At 71.9% G+C, this 19,750-nt stretch carries 18 protein-coding genes; 8 read left to right on the top strand and 10 right to left on the bottom strand.

Translation table 11 applies throughout. The features are described from left to right. Positions 1-6: 6 nt before the first annotated feature. The 3 genes from OCS65_RS15120 to OCS65_RS15110 form a co-directional block, all read right to left on the bottom strand. Positions 7-1,086, bottom strand: a complete 1,080-nt coding sequence (locus OCS65_RS15120; protein WP_263507212.1) for an ABC transporter ATP-binding protein — start codon at positions 1,084-1,086, stop codon at positions 7-9. A gap of 77 nt (positions 1,087-1,163) precedes the next feature. Then, positions 1,164-2,114, bottom strand: coding sequence for a glycoside hydrolase family 68 protein (locus OCS65_RS15115; protein WP_476727112.1), 951 nt, complete (start codon positions 2,112-2,114; stop codon positions 1,164-1,166). Positions 2,115-2,136: 22 nt separating this feature from the next. Beyond that, positions 2,137-3,219 (bottom strand): LacI family DNA-binding transcriptional regulator, encoded by a 1,083-nt coding sequence (locus tag OCS65_RS15110; RefSeq protein WP_231772819.1) that lies wholly within the window; start codon positions 3,217-3,219, stop codon positions 2,137-2,139. A 102-nt stretch (positions 3,220-3,321) separates the two neighbouring features. On the opposite strand from OCS65_RS15110, the gene OCS65_RS15105 reads away from it, so the two are divergent. Genes OCS65_RS15105 through OCS65_RS15090 form a run of 4 tightly spaced genes read left to right on the top strand, consistent with a single transcriptional unit; the run spans position 3,322 to position 8,142 of the window. Beyond that, positions 3,322-4,671 (top strand): ABC transporter substrate-binding protein, encoded by a 1,350-nt coding sequence (locus OCS65_RS15105; protein ID WP_263507210.1) that lies wholly within the window; start codon positions 3,322-3,324, stop codon positions 4,669-4,671. Continuing rightward, entirely contained in the window at positions 4,668-5,615 is a 948-nt protein-coding gene (locus tag OCS65_RS15100) for a carbohydrate ABC transporter permease (RefSeq protein ID WP_050035269.1), read from the top strand. The genes OCS65_RS15105 and OCS65_RS15100 overlap by 4 nt, the downstream gene beginning before the upstream one ends. 2 nt (positions 5,616-5,617) lie before the next feature. Next, positions 5,618-6,442 (top strand): carbohydrate ABC transporter permease, encoded by an 825-nt coding sequence (locus OCS65_RS15095; protein WP_029543784.1) that lies wholly within the window; start codon positions 5,618-5,620, stop codon positions 6,440-6,442. A gap of 50 nt (positions 6,443-6,492) precedes the next feature. Then, complete coding sequence (locus tag OCS65_RS15090) at positions 6,493-8,142, top strand: glycoside hydrolase family 13 protein (RefSeq protein WP_006945752.1); 1,650 nt, start codon at positions 6,493-6,495, stop codon at positions 8,140-8,142. Positions 8,143-8,306: 164 nt separating this feature from the next. Here the strand turns inward: OCS65_RS15090 and OCS65_RS15085 are convergent, their stop codons facing one another. Genes OCS65_RS15085 through OCS65_RS15075 form a run of 3 tightly spaced genes read right to left on the bottom strand, consistent with a single transcriptional unit; the run spans position 8,307 to position 11,980 of the window. Then, the gene (locus tag OCS65_RS15085; RefSeq protein ID WP_050035272.1) at positions 8,307-9,674 is read right to left on the bottom strand and encodes a metallopeptidase TldD-related protein; all 1,368 of its coding nucleotides are present in this window, start codon (positions 9,672-9,674) and stop codon (positions 8,307-8,309) included. After that, on the bottom strand, positions 9,671-11,182 hold the full coding sequence (locus tag OCS65_RS15080; protein ID WP_168579668.1) for a TldD/PmbA family protein: 1,512 nt from the start codon (positions 11,180-11,182) through the stop codon (positions 9,671-9,673). Before OCS65_RS15080 ends, OCS65_RS15085 begins: the two co-directional genes overlap by 4 nt. 30 nt (positions 11,183-11,212) lie before the next feature. After that, a complete protein-coding gene (locus tag OCS65_RS15075) occupies positions 11,213-11,980 on the bottom strand; it encodes a TSUP family transporter (protein ID WP_161994704.1) in 768 nt (255 codons plus the stop codon). 111 nt (positions 11,981-12,091) lie between these two features. Between OCS65_RS15075 and OCS65_RS15070 the strand changes: the two genes are divergently transcribed. The 4 genes from OCS65_RS15070 to OCS65_RS15055 are packed head-to-tail and all read left to right on the top strand — an operon-like array spanning position 12,092 to position 16,659. Continuing rightward, positions 12,092-12,640 (top strand): FxsA family protein, encoded by a 549-nt coding sequence (locus tag OCS65_RS15070; RefSeq protein ID WP_006942494.1) that lies wholly within the window; start codon positions 12,092-12,094, stop codon positions 12,638-12,640. A 19-nt stretch (positions 12,641-12,659) separates the two neighbouring features. Continuing rightward, positions 12,660-14,270 (top strand): amidohydrolase, encoded by a 1,611-nt coding sequence (locus OCS65_RS15065; RefSeq protein ID WP_050035275.1) that lies wholly within the window; start codon positions 12,660-12,662, stop codon positions 14,268-14,270. Beyond that, positions 14,267-15,844 (top strand): apolipoprotein N-acyltransferase, encoded by a 1,578-nt coding sequence (lnt, locus tag OCS65_RS15060; RefSeq protein WP_050035276.1) that lies wholly within the window; start codon positions 14,267-14,269, stop codon positions 15,842-15,844. Before OCS65_RS15065 ends, lnt begins: the two co-directional genes overlap by 4 nt. Before the next feature lie 35 nt (positions 15,845-15,879). After that, the gene (locus OCS65_RS15055; protein WP_006942500.1) at positions 15,880-16,659 is read left to right on the top strand and encodes a polyprenol monophosphomannose synthase; all 780 of its coding nucleotides are present in this window, start codon (positions 15,880-15,882) and stop codon (positions 16,657-16,659) included. 60 nt (positions 16,660-16,719) lie between these two features. On the opposite strand, the gene OCS65_RS15050 is transcribed toward OCS65_RS15055, so the two are convergent. The 4 genes from OCS65_RS15050 to OCS65_RS15035 all read right to left on the bottom strand — a co-directional run bounded on the left by OCS65_RS15050 (position 16,720) and on the right by OCS65_RS15035 (position 19,719). Continuing rightward, positions 16,720-17,145 (bottom strand): Hsp20/alpha crystallin family protein, encoded by a 426-nt coding sequence (locus OCS65_RS15050; RefSeq protein WP_006942502.1) that lies wholly within the window; start codon positions 17,143-17,145, stop codon positions 16,720-16,722. 174 nt (positions 17,146-17,319) lie between these two features. Then, positions 17,320-17,787: a hypothetical protein gene (locus OCS65_RS15045; RefSeq protein WP_263507205.1), complete on the bottom strand. Its 468-nt coding sequence runs from the start codon at positions 17,785-17,787 to the stop codon at positions 17,320-17,322. Between the two features lie 110 nt (positions 17,788-17,897). After that, positions 17,898-18,881 (bottom strand): AurF N-oxygenase family protein, encoded by a 984-nt coding sequence (locus OCS65_RS15040; protein ID WP_029543796.1) that lies wholly within the window; start codon positions 18,879-18,881, stop codon positions 17,898-17,900. Next, on the bottom strand, positions 18,868-19,719 hold the full coding sequence (locus OCS65_RS15035; protein WP_206531384.1) for a prephenate dehydrogenase/arogenate dehydrogenase family protein: 852 nt from the start codon (positions 19,717-19,719) through the stop codon (positions 18,868-18,870). Before OCS65_RS15035 ends, OCS65_RS15040 begins: the two co-directional genes overlap by 14 nt. Positions 19,720-19,750 lie beyond the last annotated feature (31 nt).

Below are 19,750 nucleotides of genomic sequence, written 5' to 3'. Positions count from 1 at the left end.
GTGCTGCTAGTGCGGTAGCCGGGCGCCGCCGGGGGTGGTGGCGAAGACGTGGGCGTGCGACGGGTCGATGCGGACGTGCACGACCTGGCCTTTCTCCGGTGGATTTCGCCAGTGGACCCTGGCCACCATTGGCTCGTGCCGTCCGCCCACCTGAGTGCGTCCGAAGATGAACGCTTCCGAGCCGAGTTCTTCGACCACGTCGACCTCGAGTTTCAGTCCGCCGGGGTCGGCGATCTCGACGTGCTCGGGCCGGATCCCGAAGACAACCTCCCGGCCGGCGGCCGCCAGGGTGTCCCGCGGCACCGGAATCACCTGCCCGCCGAAGCGGATTCCGCCGTCGGTGACGGGCACGGTGAACAGGTTCATCGACGGTGAACCCATGAATCCGGCGACGAAGACGTTCGCGGGCCGGTGGTAGAGCTCGCGCGGTGACGCGCACTGCTGCAGCACCCCGCCCTGGAGGACGGCGACCCGGTCGCCCATCGTCATCGCCTCGACCTGGTCGTGCGTGACGTAGACGGTGGTCGTGCCCAGGTGGCGCTGCAACTGGGCGATCTGCGTCCGGGTCTGCACCCGCAGCTTCGCGTCGAGATTCGACAGCGGCTCGTCCATGAGGAACACCTGAGGCTGGCGGACGATGGCGCGGCCCATGGCAACTCGCTGCCGCTGGCCCCCCGACAACGCCTTCGGCTTGCGGTCCAGATACGCGCCGAGGTCGAGCATGTCGGCGGCCTCGGCGACGCGGCGGCGGATCTCGGACTTGTCGGTACCGGCGAGTTTGAGCGCGAAGCCCATGTTCTCCGCGACGCTCATGTGCGGGTAGAGGGCGTAGTTCTGGAACACCATCGCGATGTCGCGTTCCTTGGGTTCGGCGTGCGTGACGTCGCGGCCGCCGATGGTGATGCGACCGCCGTCGACGTCCTCGAGGCCGGCGAGCATGCGCAGCGACGTCGACTTACCGCAGCCGGACGGGCCGACCAGGACGAGGAATTCGCCGTCCTCGATGTGTAGGTCGAGTTGGTCCACCGCGGGGCAGTCCGAACCGGGGAACAGTCGGGTCGCGTGGTCGTACGTGATGGTTGCCATGAGAAAAGAGAGTCCCTCCACCGGCAGGAACGTGCCGGACGATCCGAGTGAGGTGAGTGGTGTGGGTATCGGTGCTGTCAGGGCGTCGTGGTCGAACTGTCGGTACCGGTGAACGGCACGTAACTCGAGGAGGAGATGGTGCCGAATTGCGGTCCGTCGCCGTTGTCGAAGCCCCACGTCGTCCAGTTGCCGTCCCGTGTCCGCCGCATCTGCACCGCGTACAGGTCGGCGGTGTCGATGTTCGCCGCCTCGGTGATCTTCCACGGCCCGAGCGGGGACTGTCCTTCGGCGATCCAGGTCCCCGCTTGGTGCCCGGCGTGAACGCTGGTGTTCTTGGGCGCGCAGGAGAACACCAGGACCGGTTTCCCGTTGACGGTGTGTGCCTGCAGGACTTCCATCTCGCCGAATCCGGCGGGCGTCGAGAGTGGGGGGTGGATGTGCCAGTGGCTCAGGTCCTTGCTGGTGGCGTGGCCGACGACGGCGCGGCCCTCGGGATCGCCGGAGTTGGCGCGGGCGGTGATCAGCATGTGCCACCGACCGGCGTGTTCGAAGACGTAGGGGTCGCGCCAGGCTTCGTCCGGCCAGGTGCCCTCGCCGAGGCGTTCGTACCAGCGGCCGTCGGCCTCGAGGACGAGGTCGGGGTCCTTGGTCCAGGTGACCAGGTCCGAGGAGGTTGCGCGGCCGATGCGTTGTACGAGGCCGTTCTCGGCCCGGCTCACGCCGGTGTAGAACATGCTCCAGCGTCCGCCGGTGTCGCGGACGACGGAGCCGGTCCAGGTCGCGAGGTCGTCGAACGCCGGGGCGTCGGAGGCCGCCACTGCGTCGGCGGTCAGGGTCCATTGCTCGCCGTCCCGCGAGGTCGCGTGTCCGATGGCCGCACGGTAGTGGCGGCGTTCGCGGTCCTGCAGGGCGCGCGAGGCGCGGAGGAAGAACAGGTGGTAGTCGGTGCCGTCGTCGGTCATCCAACTGTCCCAGACCCAGTGGTCGGGAAGGGCGAGGCGCATCAGGTCTCCTGGGGTGTTCGGCAATCGGGGCGCGACCGTCGTGCTCTCAGCACGGAGAGTCGTCTGCGGTCGCCGCTGTCGGCCGCCTTCGGTCCGGCGCCGGTCCGGTGCTGGCGCGGACGGTGAGTGTCACCGGGGCCGTGACGGCGGTGGGTACGCCGCCGTCCGCGGTGGGGCTGGGATTCAGCGTTTCGAGGACCAGGCGGGCGGCGATCTCGCCCTGCTCGCGGACGGATTGGTGCACCGTGGTCAGGTCGGTGAGTGCGGCGAGGGGGTGATCGTCGATCCCGACCACGGAGACGTCGTCGGGTATCCGCAGGCCCCGGCGGCGCAGGGTTCTGATCGCGCCGAGGGCGAGTTCGTCGCTGTGCGCGAACACAGCCGTCGGGGCGCGCTCCGGGGCCGCGTCGAGAATGTCGGCCATCGCCGATGCGGCGTTGAGGCCGCCCCAGTCGACGTCGCGGATGAGAGCGTGATCGACCGCGATCCCGGCCTCGGTCAGGGCGTCGACGTACGCCGCCGAGCGGCCCGGGCGGGCCGGCCAGCCCGGCTGGTCCGGGTCGTGGGCGGCGATCATGGCGATGCGCCGGTGGCCCAGTTCCAGGAGGTGGTCGACGGCCAGGCGGCCGGCACGATAGTCGTCGATGCAGACGTAGGGGTAGTCGGCGTTCTGCCCGCCGGCGGCGATGATGCTGACGCCCATCAGGGCGAGCCGTTCCTGCTCGTGCTGGTCGACCGGGAATGCGACCACCACGACGGCGTCGACCTTCCGGCGGGCGGGCAGCCGGGTGAAGAAGTCGTGGCGGTCGTCGGGGCCGCCGACCTGGTACAGCAACAGGTCGAAGTGGGCCGCGGAGAGCACCGTTTCGATGCCGCTCACCATCTCGCCGAAGAACCAGCGCTCGATGTGGGGGACGGCCAGCGCCACCCGTCGTGTCGGGCCGCCGGCGAGGCGGACCGCATCCGGGGAGACGACGTAGTCGAGACGGCGGGCGGTGGCGAGGACCTTCGCCTTCGTCGCCGCGGACACACCGTACGAGTCGTTGAGGGCGCGTGAAGCCGTCGTCAGTGAGACCCCGGCCTCCCGGGCGACGTCGCTGAGGCTCAACGCTGCAGGTCGATTGGACACAAGCCCGATGGTAGACCGATCGACCTTGATTTCGGAAGCGCTTCCGACATACGCTTCGGAAGCGCTTCCGAAATGTGATGCGCATCTCAACGCGGAGGAGTTATGGACTCACACCACTCGACCCCGGCCCGGCGGGCACGCAGATTCGCCGCCCTCGCAGGCGCCGCGGTCCTGCAGACGGTGGTGGCGTGCGCGCCGCCGGGCAGCGGTAACACCGCGACCGTCCCGACCGACCCGGTGCCGGTGAACATCGATCTCGGCACCGACCCGATCGAGTTGACCCTGTACGACGGTGCGGGGTTGAAGAAGATCGACGAGGCCCTGATCGCGGCGTTCACCGAGCGCCATCCGAACGTGACCATCACCCCGCGCTACGACCCGGACGAGGTGCAGGCCGTCAACGCCCCCCGGGTGCTCGCGTCGGAGAATCCGCCGGACATCGCGCGGATCATCGCGCTGCCCGCCGCGGTAGCCAACCACCAGCTCACGGCCCTCGATCCGTGGGCCGACGCCTACGGCTGGAACACGCTTCCGCCGGGGCAGAGTGCCATGTACCGGGTCGATGCGAACGGAATCCGCGGCACCGGCCCGCAGTACACGATGGCCAGCGGGTTCACGGTGACCGGGCTCTACTACAACAAGGAGCTTGCGAACCGGATCGGGATGGTCGAGCCGCCCACCACCGTCGCGGAATTCGAGCAGGCCCTGGCGTCGGCGAAAACTGCCGGACTGATCCCGATCATGGCCGGCAACAAGAGCGCGCAGGTCACCTTCCTGGTCCAGATGATGCTGAACACCGCCCTCGGCCCGGACGCGGTCAACGGCTGGGTCTTCAACGCGCCCGGCGCCACCCTCGACACCTCCGCCGCGGTCGACGCGGCCGCGGTGGTGGCCGGCTGGGCAGCGAAGGGCTACTTCCCCGCGGACACCAACGGCACCGACGCCACCGCCGCCGCCGGACGGTTCGCTGCGGGCGAGGCCCTGTTCTATGTCTCCGGGAACTGGGATGCCGCGACCCTACAGGCCAAGATGGGCGAGAACGTCGGCTTCACCCTTCCACCCGCGCCCGCCGGGTCACCCGTGCTCGCCATGTCCGACCCGGTGTCGAACTTCGCAATACCCTCGGGGTCGGACGACAAGAACGCCGCCGCAGCCTTCCTGGACTTCCTCCGCTCCGACGCGGGCCGGCAGGTCGTGGTCGACGCCGGCTTCGCCCCGTCCGGTACCGGCCCGGTCCCGGCCACCGCACCCGGATCGCTGGGCGCCCAGATCCAGGCGGCCTTCGACATACTGGTCGCCGCCGACGGCCAGGTCCAATTCGTCCAGAACGCCACCAACGGCATGTCCGGCACCTGGCTACCGCAGGTCCAGATGCTCGTCGCCGGCCGAACCACGCCCGGCGAGATGATGGCCGCCGTCCAATCCGCATACGAGCAGGACCTCCTGAGATGACCTCCACCGCACACGCCCCCCAGACATCCCCCACCCGGGCGTTCCCGCATCGCGTCGCAACCCGGCCGGGGCGGGGCCACCGCGCCAAACGGGCCCTGACCGGATGGCTGTTCGTCCTGCCCGCCGCGGCGGTGTACACCGTCTTCGTCCTCCGGCCGCTGCTGAGCACCCTCTGGTACTCCCTCTACAACTGGGACGGCATCTCCGTCGGCAGCTGGGTGGGGCTCGGCAACTACCGCCGCGTGCTCACCGACCCGCAGCTGCTGTCCTCGATCGGGCACGCGTTCTTCCTCATCCTGTTCTTCACCGTCCTCCCGGTGATCGGCGGCCTTCTCGTCGCTGCCCTGCTCCAGGAGATCCGCATACGCGGCCTCGGAACCCTCACCCGCACCCTGCTGTTCCTACCGCAGATCATTCCCGGCGCGGCCGCGGCGGTCGCGTGGGTGTGGATGTTCTCGACCAACGGCACCGTGAACCAACTGCTCTCGGCCGTCGGCCTGGGCGGGCTCACCCGCTCCTGGCTCGGCGACTTCGACTGGGCCCTGCCCGCCGTCGGCGTCATCGGCACCTGGCTCGGCCTCGGATTCTGCACCATCCTGCTGATGGCCGGCATCGGGAAGATCGACATCTCGATCTACGAGGCCGCCCGGCTCGACGGCGCCAGCTTCCTCAGCACCTTCCGATACGTCACCGTTCCAGCCCTGCGGGCCGAGATCGGGGTCTGCGTCACCGTCACCATCATCGCCGCCCTCGCCAGCTTCGACATCGTGTTCATGTCCACCCAGGGCGGACCCGGCTACGCGACCACCGTGCCCGGCGTCCTGATCTATCAACTCGGCTTCACCGAATCCCGGGTCGGTCTCGCCAGCGCCCTCGCTGTCGTCCTCACCGGCCTGATCCTGATGGTCATCCTGCCGATCCAGCGCTTCTTCAGAGAGAAATGATCATGAAAACCTCCGCTCGCCAACGGATTCCCGGACTCGTCCTGCTGCTCGGCACCATGATCTTCTCGATCCTGCCGTTGCTCAGCATGCTGTCGGCGGCACTGCAACCGCAGGGCACCGTCCCGCTCGGGCTGTCGTGGCCGTCGAACCCGCACTGGCACAACTTCCTCGACGCCTGGCGCGTCGCGGAGGTGACACCGCTGATGGTCTCGAGCATCATCCTCGTCGCCGGCGTCGTCCCCGTCGCAGCGCTGTTCGCTGCGATGGCCGGTTACGGGCTCGGGCAGCTGCACGTGCCCGGAGGCACCGTCGTCTTCCTGCTCCTGCTGCTGGGGTTGACTCTCCCGAAGGAGGCGACGATCGTGCCGCTCTACTACCAGCTGCGCGAGATGAACCTGCTCAACACCCGCCTCGGACTCATCCTGGTTCTCATCGGCACGTTCACGCCCTTCGCCGTCTTCTGGATGCGAGCCCATTTCCTGTCCATGCCGAAAGAGCTCACCGAGGCTGCGGCCCTGGACGGGGCGGGCCCCTGGCAGGCGTTCCGTCACATCCAGATCCCGCTCGCGGTCCCGGCGCTGGCCTCGCTGTGTCTGCTGCTGTTCCTGTGGACCTGGAACACCTTCCTGCAGGCCATCGTCCTCATCGACGACCCCGGTAAGCGGACCATGGCGGGCGCACTGCAGAACTTCGTCGGCCAATACTCGACCGACGTCGTCCTTCTCAACGCCGGATCCCTGCTGATCATGGCCCCGACCATCGTGGTGTTCCTGCTGTTCCAGCGCCACTTCGTCAAGGCGATGATCGCCGGCGCCGTCAAGGGCTGACCGTGCCCGCCCACACCACCACCACGCCCACACCACCCGCAGGGGAAACCATGCCCACATCACGACAGTGGTGGCACGACGCTGTCATCTACCAGGTGTATCTGCGCAGCTTCGCCGACGGCACCGGCGACGGCATCGGCGACCTCGCAGGGCTCGCCGAGCGCCTGCCGTACCTCGTCGACCTCGGCGTCGACGCAATCTGGATCACCCCCTGGTATCCGTCACCGATGGCGGACGGCGGCTACGACGTCGCCGACTTCCGCGACATCGACCCCCTCTTCGGCACTCTCGACGACGCGGACACCCTGCTGGCCGCCGCCCACGCTGCCGGACTCCGCATCATCATCGACCTGCCCGCCAACCACACGTCCGACACCCACCCCTGGTTTCGGGAGGCGTTGCGCAGCGCCCCCGGTTCGCGGGAGCGCGCCAGGTACTTCTTCCGCGCCGGCCGCGGCGACACGGGCGAACTCCCGCCGAACGACTGGATCAGCGCATTCGGCGGACCGGCCTGGACCCGCACCACCCGAGAGGACGGACAAGCCGGCCAGTGGTATCTGCACTTGTTCGCACCCGAACAACCCGACCTCGACTGGACCAACCCCGAGGTCCGCACCGAATTTGCTGACGTTCTGCGCTTCTGGTTCGACCGCGGCGTCGACGGCATACGCATCGACGCCGTGTCGGCGATGGCCAAGGTTCCCGGACTGCCGGATGCCGGCCACGCACCGGGAGCCCGGTTCGAATCCAGCACGTGGGTCGACAATCCGCACTGGGATGTCGACGAACTTCACGACATCCTGCGCGAGTTTCGCACCATCGCCGACGAATACGGCCCCGACCGCATGTTCGTCGCCGAGGCGATCGTCCGCAGCCCCGAACGTCTGGCCCGCTACGTGCGTCCCGGCGAGTTGCACACCGCCTTCAACTTCGACTTCCCCAGAGCCGGCTGGGACCCGGCAGCACTGCGCGAGGCCATCGACCGCAGCCGCGAGGCGCTCCGCGAGGTCGGTGCGCCGACCACCTGGGTGCTCTCGAGCCACGACGAGACCCGCCACCTCACCCGATTCGGGCGCGCCGAAACCAGCACACTGCCGATGACCCTGACCGCCGCCACCGACTCCGATCTCACCCTCGGCACCCGCCGCGCCCGCGCGGCGGCCCTGCTCATGCTCGCCCTGCCCGGCGGTGCCTACCTCTACCAGGGCGAAGAACTCGGCCTCGAGGAAGTCACCGACCTCCCTGCGGAACTGCTGCAGGACCCGACCTGGGAACGGTCCGGGCACACCATCCGCGGCCGCGACGGATGCCGGGTCCCGCTGCCCTGGAGCGGTGACCACCCACCCTTCGGGTTCGCCGCCGACCACGTCCAGCCGTGGCTACCCCAACCCGACAACTGGAAGTCGAAGACCGTCGCCGCCGAATCCGACGACCCCGATTCGATGCTCACCCTCTACCGCACCGCACTACGACTCCGACGCACACTGCCCGCCCTGCGCGATGACTCTTTCGGCTGGCAGCCGTCGGCCACCGATGCCCTCGTCTTCGACCGCGGACCGACGTTTCGGTGCGTCGTGAACCTGTCCCGTCAACCGGTTGCGATCGACCCGGACGCAACCGTCCTGCTCGCCTCCGCCGCCCTGACCGATGCCCGTTCTCTGCCACCGGACACCGCAGTCTGGCTGCGCACCAACCGATAGGGCCGTGACACAGCCACTCCATCGAAGAACTTGTCGGATCCGGCGGTGACCACATCGAACGAGCCTTCTCGCCCAAATCCGCCCGATTTTCGGGGGACACTACGTCGAGCCCGTAGGTCGGCAGCCCGGCCCGGTTCCACCGCGCCCTGCCCTGAGCGCCGGGCTCAGCGAGCGCGGCTGACCGACGACATGTGGAAGTCGGGGACCCGCAGCGGCGGCATCGCGGTGCGGGTGAACCAGTCCTTCCATTCCCGCGGCAGGGTCCGCTCCGTGCGGCCCGCCTCGGTGGTGCGCCGCAGCAGATCCAGCGGGCTCTCGTTGAACCGGAAGTTGTTCACCTCCGCCGTCACCGCACCGTCCTCGACCAGGTACACGCCGTCGCGGGTCAGACCGGTCAGCAGCAACGTCGCCGGGTCGACCTCCCGGATGTACCACAGCGTCGTCAGCAACAGTCCCCGCTCGGTGCGGGCCACCATCTCGTCCACGTCGGCCGCGCCGCCGCCGGTCAGCACCAGGTTCTCCCCGGGCGCCGCCACCGGCGCCCCGAACTCGGCGGCCGCGGCCCGCGGGTACGCCAGCGCGTGCACCGCGCCCCCGCGCACCCAGTCGACCCGCCCGGCGTCCATCCCGTTGTCGAACACCGACACCGAGTTCGACGAGGCGGTGGCCGCGACGAACGGCGCGTACTCCAGGCCGGGGGCGGCCGGATCGGAGAACAGGGTCAACGGCAGCGCGGTGAGCCGTTCGCCGACGCGGGTGCCGCCGGGCCGCGACAGCGCGGTGTGCCCCTCCTCGGCGCCGCGGCCCTCCATCGACCACATCAGGTAGATCATCAGGTCCGCCACCGCCGACGGCGGCAGCAGCGTCTCGTAGCGCCCGGCCGGGAGGTCGACCGTGCGGCGCGCCCAGTCCAGCCGCCGCGACAGCTCCGCGAGCAGGGACGGTGTGTCGACGTCGGTGAAGTCGCGGGTGCCGGCCCCGGCCCACGCGCTGGCCCCGTTCAGCCCGCCCCGCTTGCCGTTGATCTCCACCGATCCTTCCGGCTCGGTGAACCGGCGCCGCACCCCGTTGGAGGTGCCCAGCCAGGTCGTCGACACCCGGTGGTGGGCGAAGCCGTAGAGCTGATCGGCGCCGTCGAATCCCGCGGCGAGATCGTCGACGAGCCGCCCGAACACCGAGATGTCCGTCCCGGCCGCGGCGTCGGCCCAGTCGCCGGGCACGCCGTCGCCGCCGACGAGCGGCATCGCGTCCTCGGCCGGGGACGCCGCCGCGGCCGCCGCCCCCGCCGCCCGCACGGTCGGGGCGATGTCGGCCGGGTCGACGCTGCTCGACGTCACCACCCCGACGCGGGGGGTGTCGCCGCGCTGCACCGCGATCACCGTCCAGCTGCGCGAGCGCGAGATCCCGTTGGTGGTCATCGAATTTCCGGCCCACCGCAGCGACGCCTCGCCGGTGTCGGTGACCAGCACGATGGTCTCGTCGGCGGTCGAGCAGCGCAGCGCCCGCTCGAGCAGTTCCTGCGCCTCGATCATCGCCCGCCCTCCGCGCGTGTGTTGAGCACGTTCACCGACCGCAGCAGCGCCGACGGGCAGCCGTGGCTGACCGGGGCGACCTGACCGGGCTGGGCCTTGCCGCAGTTCACGGCGCCGCCGAGCTGCCAGGTCGACGGCCCGCCGACCGCCTCGAGCGACCCCCAGAAGTCCGTCGTGGTGGCCTGGTACGCCACGTCGCGCACCTGCCCGGCGAGTTCGCCGCCGCGGATCCGGTAGAACCGCTGACCGGTGAACTGGAAGTTGTAGCGCTGCATGTCGATCGACCAGGACTTGTCACCGACGACGTAGATCCCGTCGTCGACCCGGGCGATGAGGTCGGCGGTGGTCGTGTCGGCCGACGGGTCCGGCTGCAGCGACACGTTCGCCATCCGCTGGAGCGGTACGTGATGCGCCGAGTCGGCGTACGAGCAGCCGTTCGAGCGTCCCAGGCCCAGCCGCGGCGCGAACACCCGGTCGAGCTGGTAGCCCACCAGGATCCCGTCCCGCACCAGGTCCCAGGACTGGGCGGCGACCCCGTCGTCGTCCCAGCCGACGCTGGCGAGCCCGTGCGCGACGGTGCGGTCCGCCGTCACGTGCATGACGTCGGTGCCGTAGCGCAGCGTGCCGAGCCCGTCCGGGGTGGCGAACGAGGTGCCCGCATAGGCCGCCTCGTACCCGATGGCCCGATCGTATTCCGTTGCGTGCCCGACCGATTCGTGGAGGGTCAGCCACAGGTTGGTGGGGTCGATCACCAGGTCCGTCGGCCCGGCCTGCACGCTGGGGGCCGCCGCCTTCTCCGCCAGCCAGCCGGGGATCCGCTCCAGCTCCTCGTTCCAGTGCCAGTGCGCGTCGCCGGCCAGATACTCCCAACCCCGCCCCACCGGCGGGGCGAGGGTGCGCATCGTCTCGAACTCGCCGGTGCGCCGGTCGACGGCGGTGGCCTCGAGCTGCGGTGCCACCCGCACCCGCTGCTGGGTGATCGTCGAGCCGGCCAGGTCCGCGTAGAACGTCTGCTCCTTGATCTGCAGACAGCTCGCCGTCACGTGATCGACCCCGTCGGTGTCGAGCAGCCGCCGCGAGAAGTCCGTCAGCCGCGCCACCTTCTGCGCGGTGGGCACCGTGAACGGATCGACCTCGTACGGTGACACCCACACCGCGTCCGGGTAGACCGGTTCGTCGGCGAGCTCGACCCGTTCCCGGTTCAGCGCCCGCAACGCCCGGGCCACCTCGATCGCCTGCCCCGCGGTCGCCGCCGCGACGGCGGGACTCAGCTCGGCGTGCGAGGCGAACCCCCACGTGCCGTCGACCACCACCCGCACGGCCAGCCCCGTGTCGACACTGTCGACGGCCGCCTGCACGGCGCCGTCCCGCAGGCTCAACGACTGGCTGTGCACGCGATGCACCCGCAGATCCGCGTGGGAGGCGCCCGCAGCGCGGGCGACGGACAGCGCGGCGTCCGCGAGCGCCCGCAGCGGCAGGGCGAGGAAGTCGGCGTCGACGGTGCTCACCCGCAACACCGTAGCGGCCCGTGCGCCGGCTCAACCGAACTGCTGCCATCCCAGCCGCACCACCATCACCAGCACCACGGTCAGCAGCACCACCCGCACGAACCCCGAGCCGCGCCGCAGCGCCGTCCGCGACCCGGCCACCGCGCCCGCGATGTTGCACACCGCCAGCGCCAGCCCCAGGGACCACCACACGTGCCCGGTCGCCGCGAAGTACACCAACGCCCCGAGGTTCGACCCGAGATTGATCACCTTCGCCATCGCCGCCGAGCGCACGAACTCGGTGCCGAGCAGCGTCGCGAACGCGATGATCAGGAACGTGCCGGTGCCGGGGCCGAGCAGCCCGTCGTAGAAACCGATCACCGCGGCCGCCAGCAGCACCACCAGCACCGTGCGCCGCAGCGTCGGGCGTTCGTGCGCCAGCGTCGTGCCGACCTGCGGTCGCAGCGTCACGAACACCGCGACCGCCACCAGCACCACCATCACGATCGGAATGAACAGGTCCCTGTCGATCCGCGAGACCGTCGCCGCACCCGCCGCGGCCGCGACTGCGGCCAGCGCCGCCGCCGGAGCCAGGACCGGCCACTGCAGCCGGATCCGACGGGCGAACGTCACCACCGCCGCGCCGGTGCCGCAGATGGCGGTGAGCTTGTTCGTCGCCAGCGCGGCCGCCGGCGTCAGTTGCGGGGCGACGACGAACAGTGCCGGCAACAGGATCAGCCCACCCCCACCGACGACGGCGTCGACCCACCCCGCGGCGGTCGCCGCCACCATCAGAACCGCCCAGTCGCCCGCACCCACGCGGCCATTCGATCACAGCGGTCGGGAGCAAAACCGCCGCGCCGTTCGTTGACCGGGTGTGACCGTCGCATCCGCATTCGTGCCGCCCCCGGCGCCTGGGAGGATCACCCCATGATCGCGCTGCTGTTCCTGGCCTACGTCGTCGTCGAGATCGGGGTGCTGGCCTGGCTCGGCTCCACCCTGGGCATCGGCGCGACGATCCTGCTGTTCCTCGGGGTGAGCGTCCTCGGCTACCTCGTCCTCGGCGCGCAGGGCCGGCGTGCCCTGCAGAACCTGGGCCGCGTCCGCAGCACCGCCGCCGACCGTGCCGGATTCGCCGGCGCCGCCGACCGTGCCCTCACGGACGGCGCCCTGATCGGTGTCGGTGCCGCCCTCGTCCTCGTGCCCGGCCCGGTCACCAGCGCCGCCGGAATTCTGCTGCTGCTGCCCCCGACCCGGGCCCTGCTGCGGCCCGCCGTCCGGGCCGTCGCCGCCCGCAAGGTGGCCGCGGCCGCCGCCCGCGGCGGCGGATTCCGCGGCGAACGGCTCGTGGTCGTCGACGGCGAGGTCGTCGAGCACACCGTCGTCGGCACCCCGCGCCTCGGCGCCGCGACACCCGGCGCGGGCACCGTGCTCGAGGGGGAGATCGTCGACCCCCCGCAGCGCCCGCACCTGCCCTGACGGGGCACACTGGGTAGCCGTGAGTTCCCCAGCCCCCCGCACCCAGCTTCTCGTCGGCGGCCGCATCTACAGCGCCAGCGCCCCCGACGCCACCTCGATGGCCGTCACCGACGGGCAGGTCGTGTGGGTGGGGGAGGACCGGCCCGGCCGCGCCCTGCACCCGGACGCCGAGACCGTCGACCTCGACGGCGCGTTCGTCGCACCCGCGTTCGTCGACACCCACGTCCACGTCACCGCGCACGGCCTGGCCCTGACCGGCCTCGACCTGTCCGGCACCCCCTCCCGCGAGGACGCGCTGCACCGGCTGCGCGACCACGCCGCCCGGCACGCCGACGCCCTCGTCTGGGGCCACGGATGGGACGAGACCCGCTGGCCCGACCCCACCGCACCGACGACCGACGACCTCGACGCCGCCGCCCCGGGCCGCGCCGTCTACCTCACCCGCGTCGACGCCCACTCCGCGGCCGCCTCCACCGCGCTGCGCGCCGCCACCGACCTCGTCGGACTCGACGGCTACCACCCGCAGCGTCCGCTCACCGCGGCCGCGCACCACACCGTCCGCGCCGCCGCCCGCGCCCTGCTCACCCCCGCCCAGCGGGCCCGCGCCCGCGCCGCCGCCCTCGACGACTACGCGGCACACGGCATCGTCGCCGTCCACGAGTGCGGCGGCCCGGACATCGCCGGCCGCGACGACTTCGCCGAACTGCTCGCCACCGACCACGCCGTGCAGGTCCGCGGCTACTGGGGCGAGGCCGTCACCACCGCCGACCAGGCCCGCGCGCTCCTCGCCGCGACCGGCGGCCACGCCCTCGGCGGCGACCTGTTCGTCGACGGCGCCCTCGGGTCGCACACCGCGTGGCTCGCCGCGCCCTACACCGACCGCCCCGACTGCTGCGGCACCGCCTACCTCACCGTCGAGCAGATGGCCGCGCACCTGCGGGCCTGCACCGAAGCCGGCATCCAGGCCGGCTTCCACGTCATCGGCGACGCCGCCGTCGACGCCGCGGTGCAGGCGTTCGCGGCCGTCGTCGCCGAGCTCGGCGGCCCGGCCGTCGCGGCCCGCGGGCACCGGCTCGAACACCTCGAGATGGTCACCGCCGAGCAGACCGCCCGGCTCGGCGGCTGGGGTGTGATCGCCAGCATGCAACCGGCCTTCGACGCGCTGTGGGGCGGGCCGGACGGGCTGTACGCCACCCGCCTCGGCGCCGACCGCGCCGCCGGGCTCAACCCGTTCGCACCGCTCGCCGCGACCGGCATGTCGCTCGCCTTCGGCTCCGATGCACCGGTCACCGCGGCCCGGCCGTGGCCGATGCTGCGCGCCGCCGTGCACCACCGCACCCCGGGCAGCGGAATCTCCCCCCGCGCCGCGTTCGCCGCCGCGACCCGCGGGGCGTGGCGCGCCGGCGGGGTGCGCGACGGAGTCGCCGGCACCCTCGACCCCGGCGCGCCCGCGTCGTACGCGATCTGGGAGGCGGACGAGCTCGTGGTCAGCGCCCCGAAGGACAGCGTGCAGCGCTGGTCGACCGACCCGCGGTCGCGGGTGGCGCCGCTGCCGGACCTCGAGCCGGGCACGCCCGACCCGGTGCTGCTGCGCAGCGTGCACCGCGGCCGCGTCGTGTACGCACGGTGATCGGGCCGCGCGCCGCCGCCCGGCCGGTGGTGGCCCGCAGCGTCGCCGCCGTCGCGGCGGGGCTGCTGTTGTTCACGAGTTTCCCGCCGCGTCCGCTGTGGTTCCTCGCGCCGCTGGGCATCGCGCTGCTCACCACGATCCTGGCGGCGCCGACGCGGCGCCGCCGTGCCGGCTTCGGCTACGGCTACCTCGCCGGCCTGGGGTTCTTCGTGCCGCTGCTGCCGTGGATCGGCGAGTACGTCGGCCCGCTGCCGTGGCTGGCGCTCGCGGCCGCCGAATCCGTGTTCGTCGGCCTGTTCGGGGTGATCGCGGTGCAAGTGCGTGCCCTGCCCGGTGCCCCGGTGTGGATCGCGGCCGGCTGGAGCCTGACCGAATACCTGAGGGCGAGCGTGCCCTTCGGCGGCTTCCCCTGGGGCCGGCTCGCGTTCGGGCAGCCGGACGGGCCGCTGGTCGGTCTCGCCGCGGTCGGCGGGGCGCCGCTGGTGTCGTTCGCCGTGGCGCTGACCGGCACCGGCCTGTGGGCGTGCGGCCGCGCCGGCCTGCGCTACGCCCGCGGGCACCGGGAGCGGTCACCGCTGCTGCGGGCCGCCGCGGTGACCGTCGCCGCGCCGCTGCTCGCGCTGGCGACCTGGCCGGCGCTGCCCGCCCCCGAGTCGGGCGAACGCATCGTCACCGTCGCCGCGATCCAGGGCAGCGTGCCGCGGCTGGGACTGGACTTCAACGCCCAGCGCAAGGCCGTGCTGAACAACCACGTGGCCCGCACCCTGGAGCTGGCCGACCGGGTCCGGGCCGGCACCGCGCCGCGCCCGGACGTGGTGATCTGGCCGGAGAACGCCTCCGACATCGACCCGCTGCGCAACCGCGACGCGGCCGCCGACATCGGCGCCGCGGCGGCCGCGGTCGGCGCCCCGATCCTGGTGGGCGCCGTGCTGGTCAACGGGGACGGCACCACCACCAACTCGGTGATCGTGTGGGACGCGGCCGGCGGGCCGGGGGAGCGGCACGACAAACGCATCATCCAGCCGTTCGGCGAGTACCTGCCGTACCGCTCGTTCTTCCGGTTGTTCTCCGACTACGCCGATCGGGCCGGGCACTTCGTACCCGGCGACGGCGACGGCACCGTCCACGCCGCCGGCATCCCGATCGGCGTGGCCACCTGCTACGAGGTGGCGTTCGACCGGGCGCTGCGGGACTCGGTGCGCGCCGGCGCGCAGCTGCTGGCCGTGCCCACCAACAACGCCACCTTCGGCGACACGGAGATGACCTACCAGCAGCTGGCGATGTCCCGGGTGCGGGCCGTCGAGCACGGCCGTGCCGTGGTGGTGGCCGCCACGAGCGGGGTCAGCGCGATGGTCGCGGCGGACGGTACGGTCACCGAGCGCAGCGCCTTGTTCGTGCCCGAGGTGCTGGTGGCGCAGGTGCCGCTACGCACGACGGCTACGCTGGCTACTCGGCTCGGACCGATTCCGGAGCTCGTGCTCTGCGTCGGTGCCGTCGCCGCCGTCGGCGTGGCGCTGGTGCGCTCGCGCGGGCGGGGCACCACCGTGCCGGCCGCAGCCGGCACCGCGAGATGACCGGTCCACGGCCGGTTCGACAGGAAGGACCTTCGATGGCAGCGGCGACGCCGGCCGGGAACGACAGTGCGCCGAGCGCCCGGACCCTGGTGATCATTCCGACGTACAACGAACGCGACAACATCGGCCTGATCGTCGGCCGGTTGCACGCCGCGCTGCCGCACACGCACGTGCTGATCGTCGACGACGGCAGCCCGGACGGCACCGGGGACGTGGCCGATCGTCTCGCCACCGCGAGCGAGGGCCGCATCCACGTGATGCACCGCACGGAGAAGAACGGTCTCGGCGCCGCGTACATCGCCGGGTTCCGTTGGGGACTCGAGCGCGGCTACACCGTGCTGGTGGAGATGGACGCCGACGGCAGCCACGCCCCCGAGCAACTGCACCTGCTGCTCGAGCGGATCGACGCGGGCGCCGACCTGGTGCTGGGCTCGCGGTACGTGCCCGGCGGCACGGTCGTGAACTGGCCGTGGCACCGGGAGGTGCTCTCCCGCGGCGGCAACATCTACTCGCGGCTCGCGCTGGGGGTGAGGATCCACGACATCACCGGCGGCTACCGCGCCTACCGCCGCGAGGTGCTCGAGAAGCTCGATCTCGCCGCGGTCGCCTCGCACGGCTACTGTTTCCAGGTCGACCTCGCCTGGCGGGCCGTGCAGGCCGGGTTCACCGTCGCCGAGGTGCCGATCACCTTCACCGAGCGGATCATCGGCGAGTCGAAGATGAGCGGCAGCATCGTGCAGGAGGCCCTGATCAAGGTCACCGTGTGGGGTGTGCGCAACCGGTGGACGAAGCTGCGCGGTCTGCTGCGCCGCTGAGCAGCGGCCGGGGGGAGGGGTGGACGCCGACGGGCGTGCACCCCTCCCGGGTGCCGGGGCTCATTCGACGTTCTTGACCTCGATCTTCTTCCCGGCCTCCTGCTGCTCGGCGAGACCGATCGACACGGTCAGGATGCCCTTGGTGTAGGACGCCTCGACGTCGTCGTCCTTCGCACCCGGGGGCAGGGTCACCGAACGGCGGAACGAGCCGTAGTGGAACTCCGAGCGTCCACCCTCGGACTTCTCCTCGGTGCGTTCGGCCGTGATCTCGAGCTGCCCGGCGTTGATCGAGACGTTGATGTCCTTCTCGGGGTCGAGCCCGGGCAGTTCGGCCCGCAGGACGTACCGGCCGTTCTCGACGCGGTCCTCGACGCGGATGAGGTTGCCGCCGAGGGCGGGACGCAGGCCGGTGAAGGGGAAGGCGTCGAAGAACTCGGACAGGTCCGGGAACACCGAACGGGGACGGCGCGCTGGCACAGTGGACATGTCTGCTCCTCTCTGGGAGTCGGATCGATGGGGAGGTCGTTCCGACTCCATTCGACTCCTCTCGACGAGGTCCCGACAGGGCCGGAAGTCCCGGACCCGGCGGCGCCGAACGTTCGAAGAAGAGGTACTAGGGCAATCGATCGTTCGGCACCGAGCAGGACCGCCGAACGTTCGTCAGGCCGGGTCCGCGGTGCGACGATCGCGTTCGCGCCGCAGCTCGGCGACCTGCACCTGCAGCTCGGCGATGTGCGCGCGCGCCTCGCGCAGCTGGGTTGCCCGCTCGTCGGCCAGTTCGGCGCGCACCATCGCCAGATCCGCCTCGAGTTCGGCGACGCGCTGCCAGGCCTCGGCCGCGGCCCGCAGCGCCTCGTCGCGTTCGGTGCGCAGCCGTGCCGCCTCGAAGTCCACCGCCCCCGTCCCCGCCGCCCGGGGGGCTGCCGGCACGGCGCCGATCCGGGCCGCCGCGGCCTCCGGTGGCCCCGGATCCGGGGAGGGGGCGGCACCGGCGGGGGCGGAGGTCCGGCGTTGACGCTCGCGCCAGGCGCGCGCACGTTCGGCGCTGTTGGCGTACTGCTTGCGGCGGCCGCCTGTCGCCGGGGTCTCCCCGATCGGTGTGCCGCCCGACGAGGCTGCATCGCTCACGACCGCAGGTTACCAGGGCGAACACCTCCGAACGTTCGAAACAAACGTTCGGAGGTCACGAATGGGTCATCTTTGCGAACGTTCGAATCGTTCGTTCGGTTTCGGTCGTTCTACCAGGTGACGGACAGATCGTCGGCGACACCCAGGTCGGCGCACAACCGGCGGATCGCGCTGCAGTCCTGCACCACCCGCCGCGGATGCGGCGCCGCCGCGGTGTCCGCGAGCATCTCCCGCCCGCCCGGAACGCGCTCCGCCTCCACGATCGCCGCCCAGGTTCCCAGATCGCTGCCGGTGAAGGCCTCGATGCCCGCCGCCAGGGCCTCGACCAGCTGCGCCCGGTCGCCGGGCCCGAGATCGGTGAACACCATCTTCAGCAGCTCGGCCGCGAGGGAGGCGTGGCTGAGCTCGTCGCGCCGGTGCAGGGCCACCGTCGTGCGGTTGACCGGCTGCAGATCCTCGTCCTCGGTCATCAACCCGAGAAACGCGCTGATGGAGGTCTCCGCGACGGTGGTGAACGCCAGCCGGATCAGGGCCTGCGCCCGCGGATCCGGCGCCGCGTCGACGGCGGCGCGGTGCTCGCGCACGGTCCGGCACGGCGGCAGCGCCGACTCGGGCATCCGCCAGCCGCGACGCCGGCGGATCACCGCGCTCGCGTTGAGATGCATCAGGGTGTGGTACTGCTCGTCGACCATCGCCTGCAGCACCCCCGCGGTGACGGTGTCCGACGGTCCGACCTCGAAGAAGTCCGTCGTGATCAGCGCGAAGCCGGGGTTGACCACGTACTGCTCGATGTCCATGACGTTCTTGTTGTACGCGATCCACCCCCAGCCCCGCAGCCGGGCCCGGCGCTCCTCGTCCAGGGCACGGTACGCGGGGTGGGCGTGGAACGGCACGAGTTCGTCCGGGAAGTCCAGCCGGGTCGGATCGAACAGCTCGTCGAGATCGGGTTCGCGCTTCTTGACCGTGGCGCGCCGCCCCCATGACCGCGCCAGGCCCCGCACGACGGCGCTCTCGACGACGTCGTGCGGATCGTGGTCGGGCAGCGCGGGCGCGAGCAGCGGGCCCCGCGCCCCGGACAGATCAGGCTCGGCCATGGCGGCTCTCCGTTTCCTCGTGCGTCAGCTCCGCGAACAGTCCCGCACACAGCTCCCGATACCGGTCGGCGTCCGCGCCCAGCGGCGTTCCGGCCCGGGCCAGCAGGTCCGCGAACCCGGCCACCGAACCGGCGCCGACCACTGCGTCGAGTTCGTCGAGGGAGGCGCGCAGCGCCGCCCGGGCGGCGGCCGCGTGCGGATTGCCGGCCTGCACGTCGAGATACACCTCGGGCGCGCCGGCGGTGATCCGCGCGAGCAGCGCCCGCAGCAGCACGTGCGGCGGCGGTGCCGTCGCCCCCGCCACCGACGGGGACACGTCGAGCCGGCCCAGCGCCAGCCCGAACGCCAGAACGGCCGCGTGGGTGGCGGCCTGGGTGGCCGCCGCGACCCGGTCGTGCTCGTCCGCCGTCAGCCGCACCACCTGCGCACCCCACCGGCCCAGCGCCCCGACCAGCGACTCGACCGCCGGGCCGGGCCGGTGCTCGACCACCGCCACCGGCCGGCCGGCCATGCCCAGCGCCGGCGCGAACATCGGGTTCAGCCCCACGCACTGCGCGGACCACCCCGGCTCGCGCACGGCCCGCGCCCACGCCGACTTCACCGACAGCGTCTCGACGAGCACCGCGGCCGGCGACAGCAGCGCACCGAGCGGGGCGGCGGCGGCGAGTGCGGTGGTCTCGGGCAGGGCCAGCACCACTGCCGGAGCGACCCGGACCGCGTCCCGCATCGCCGCCGTGGGGGCGGTGACATCGCCGCGCAGCGCGGCCGGGTCGTCGCCGGCGGCCGGGTCGATCACCACCACGGCGGTGCCGTCGCGACGGAACGCCTCGACCAGCATCCGGCCGACCGCGCCGGCACCGCCGGCGACG

Origin of the sequence: Rhodococcus aetherivorans (assembly GCF_025722975.1) — a bacterium.
Classification (GTDB): domain Bacteria; phylum Actinomycetota; class Actinomycetes; order Mycobacteriales; family Mycobacteriaceae; genus Rhodococcus; species Rhodococcus aetherivorans.
The sequence above is the reverse complement of the archived record's forward strand: the minus strand, read 5'-3'. Positions and strand labels throughout refer to the sequence as shown.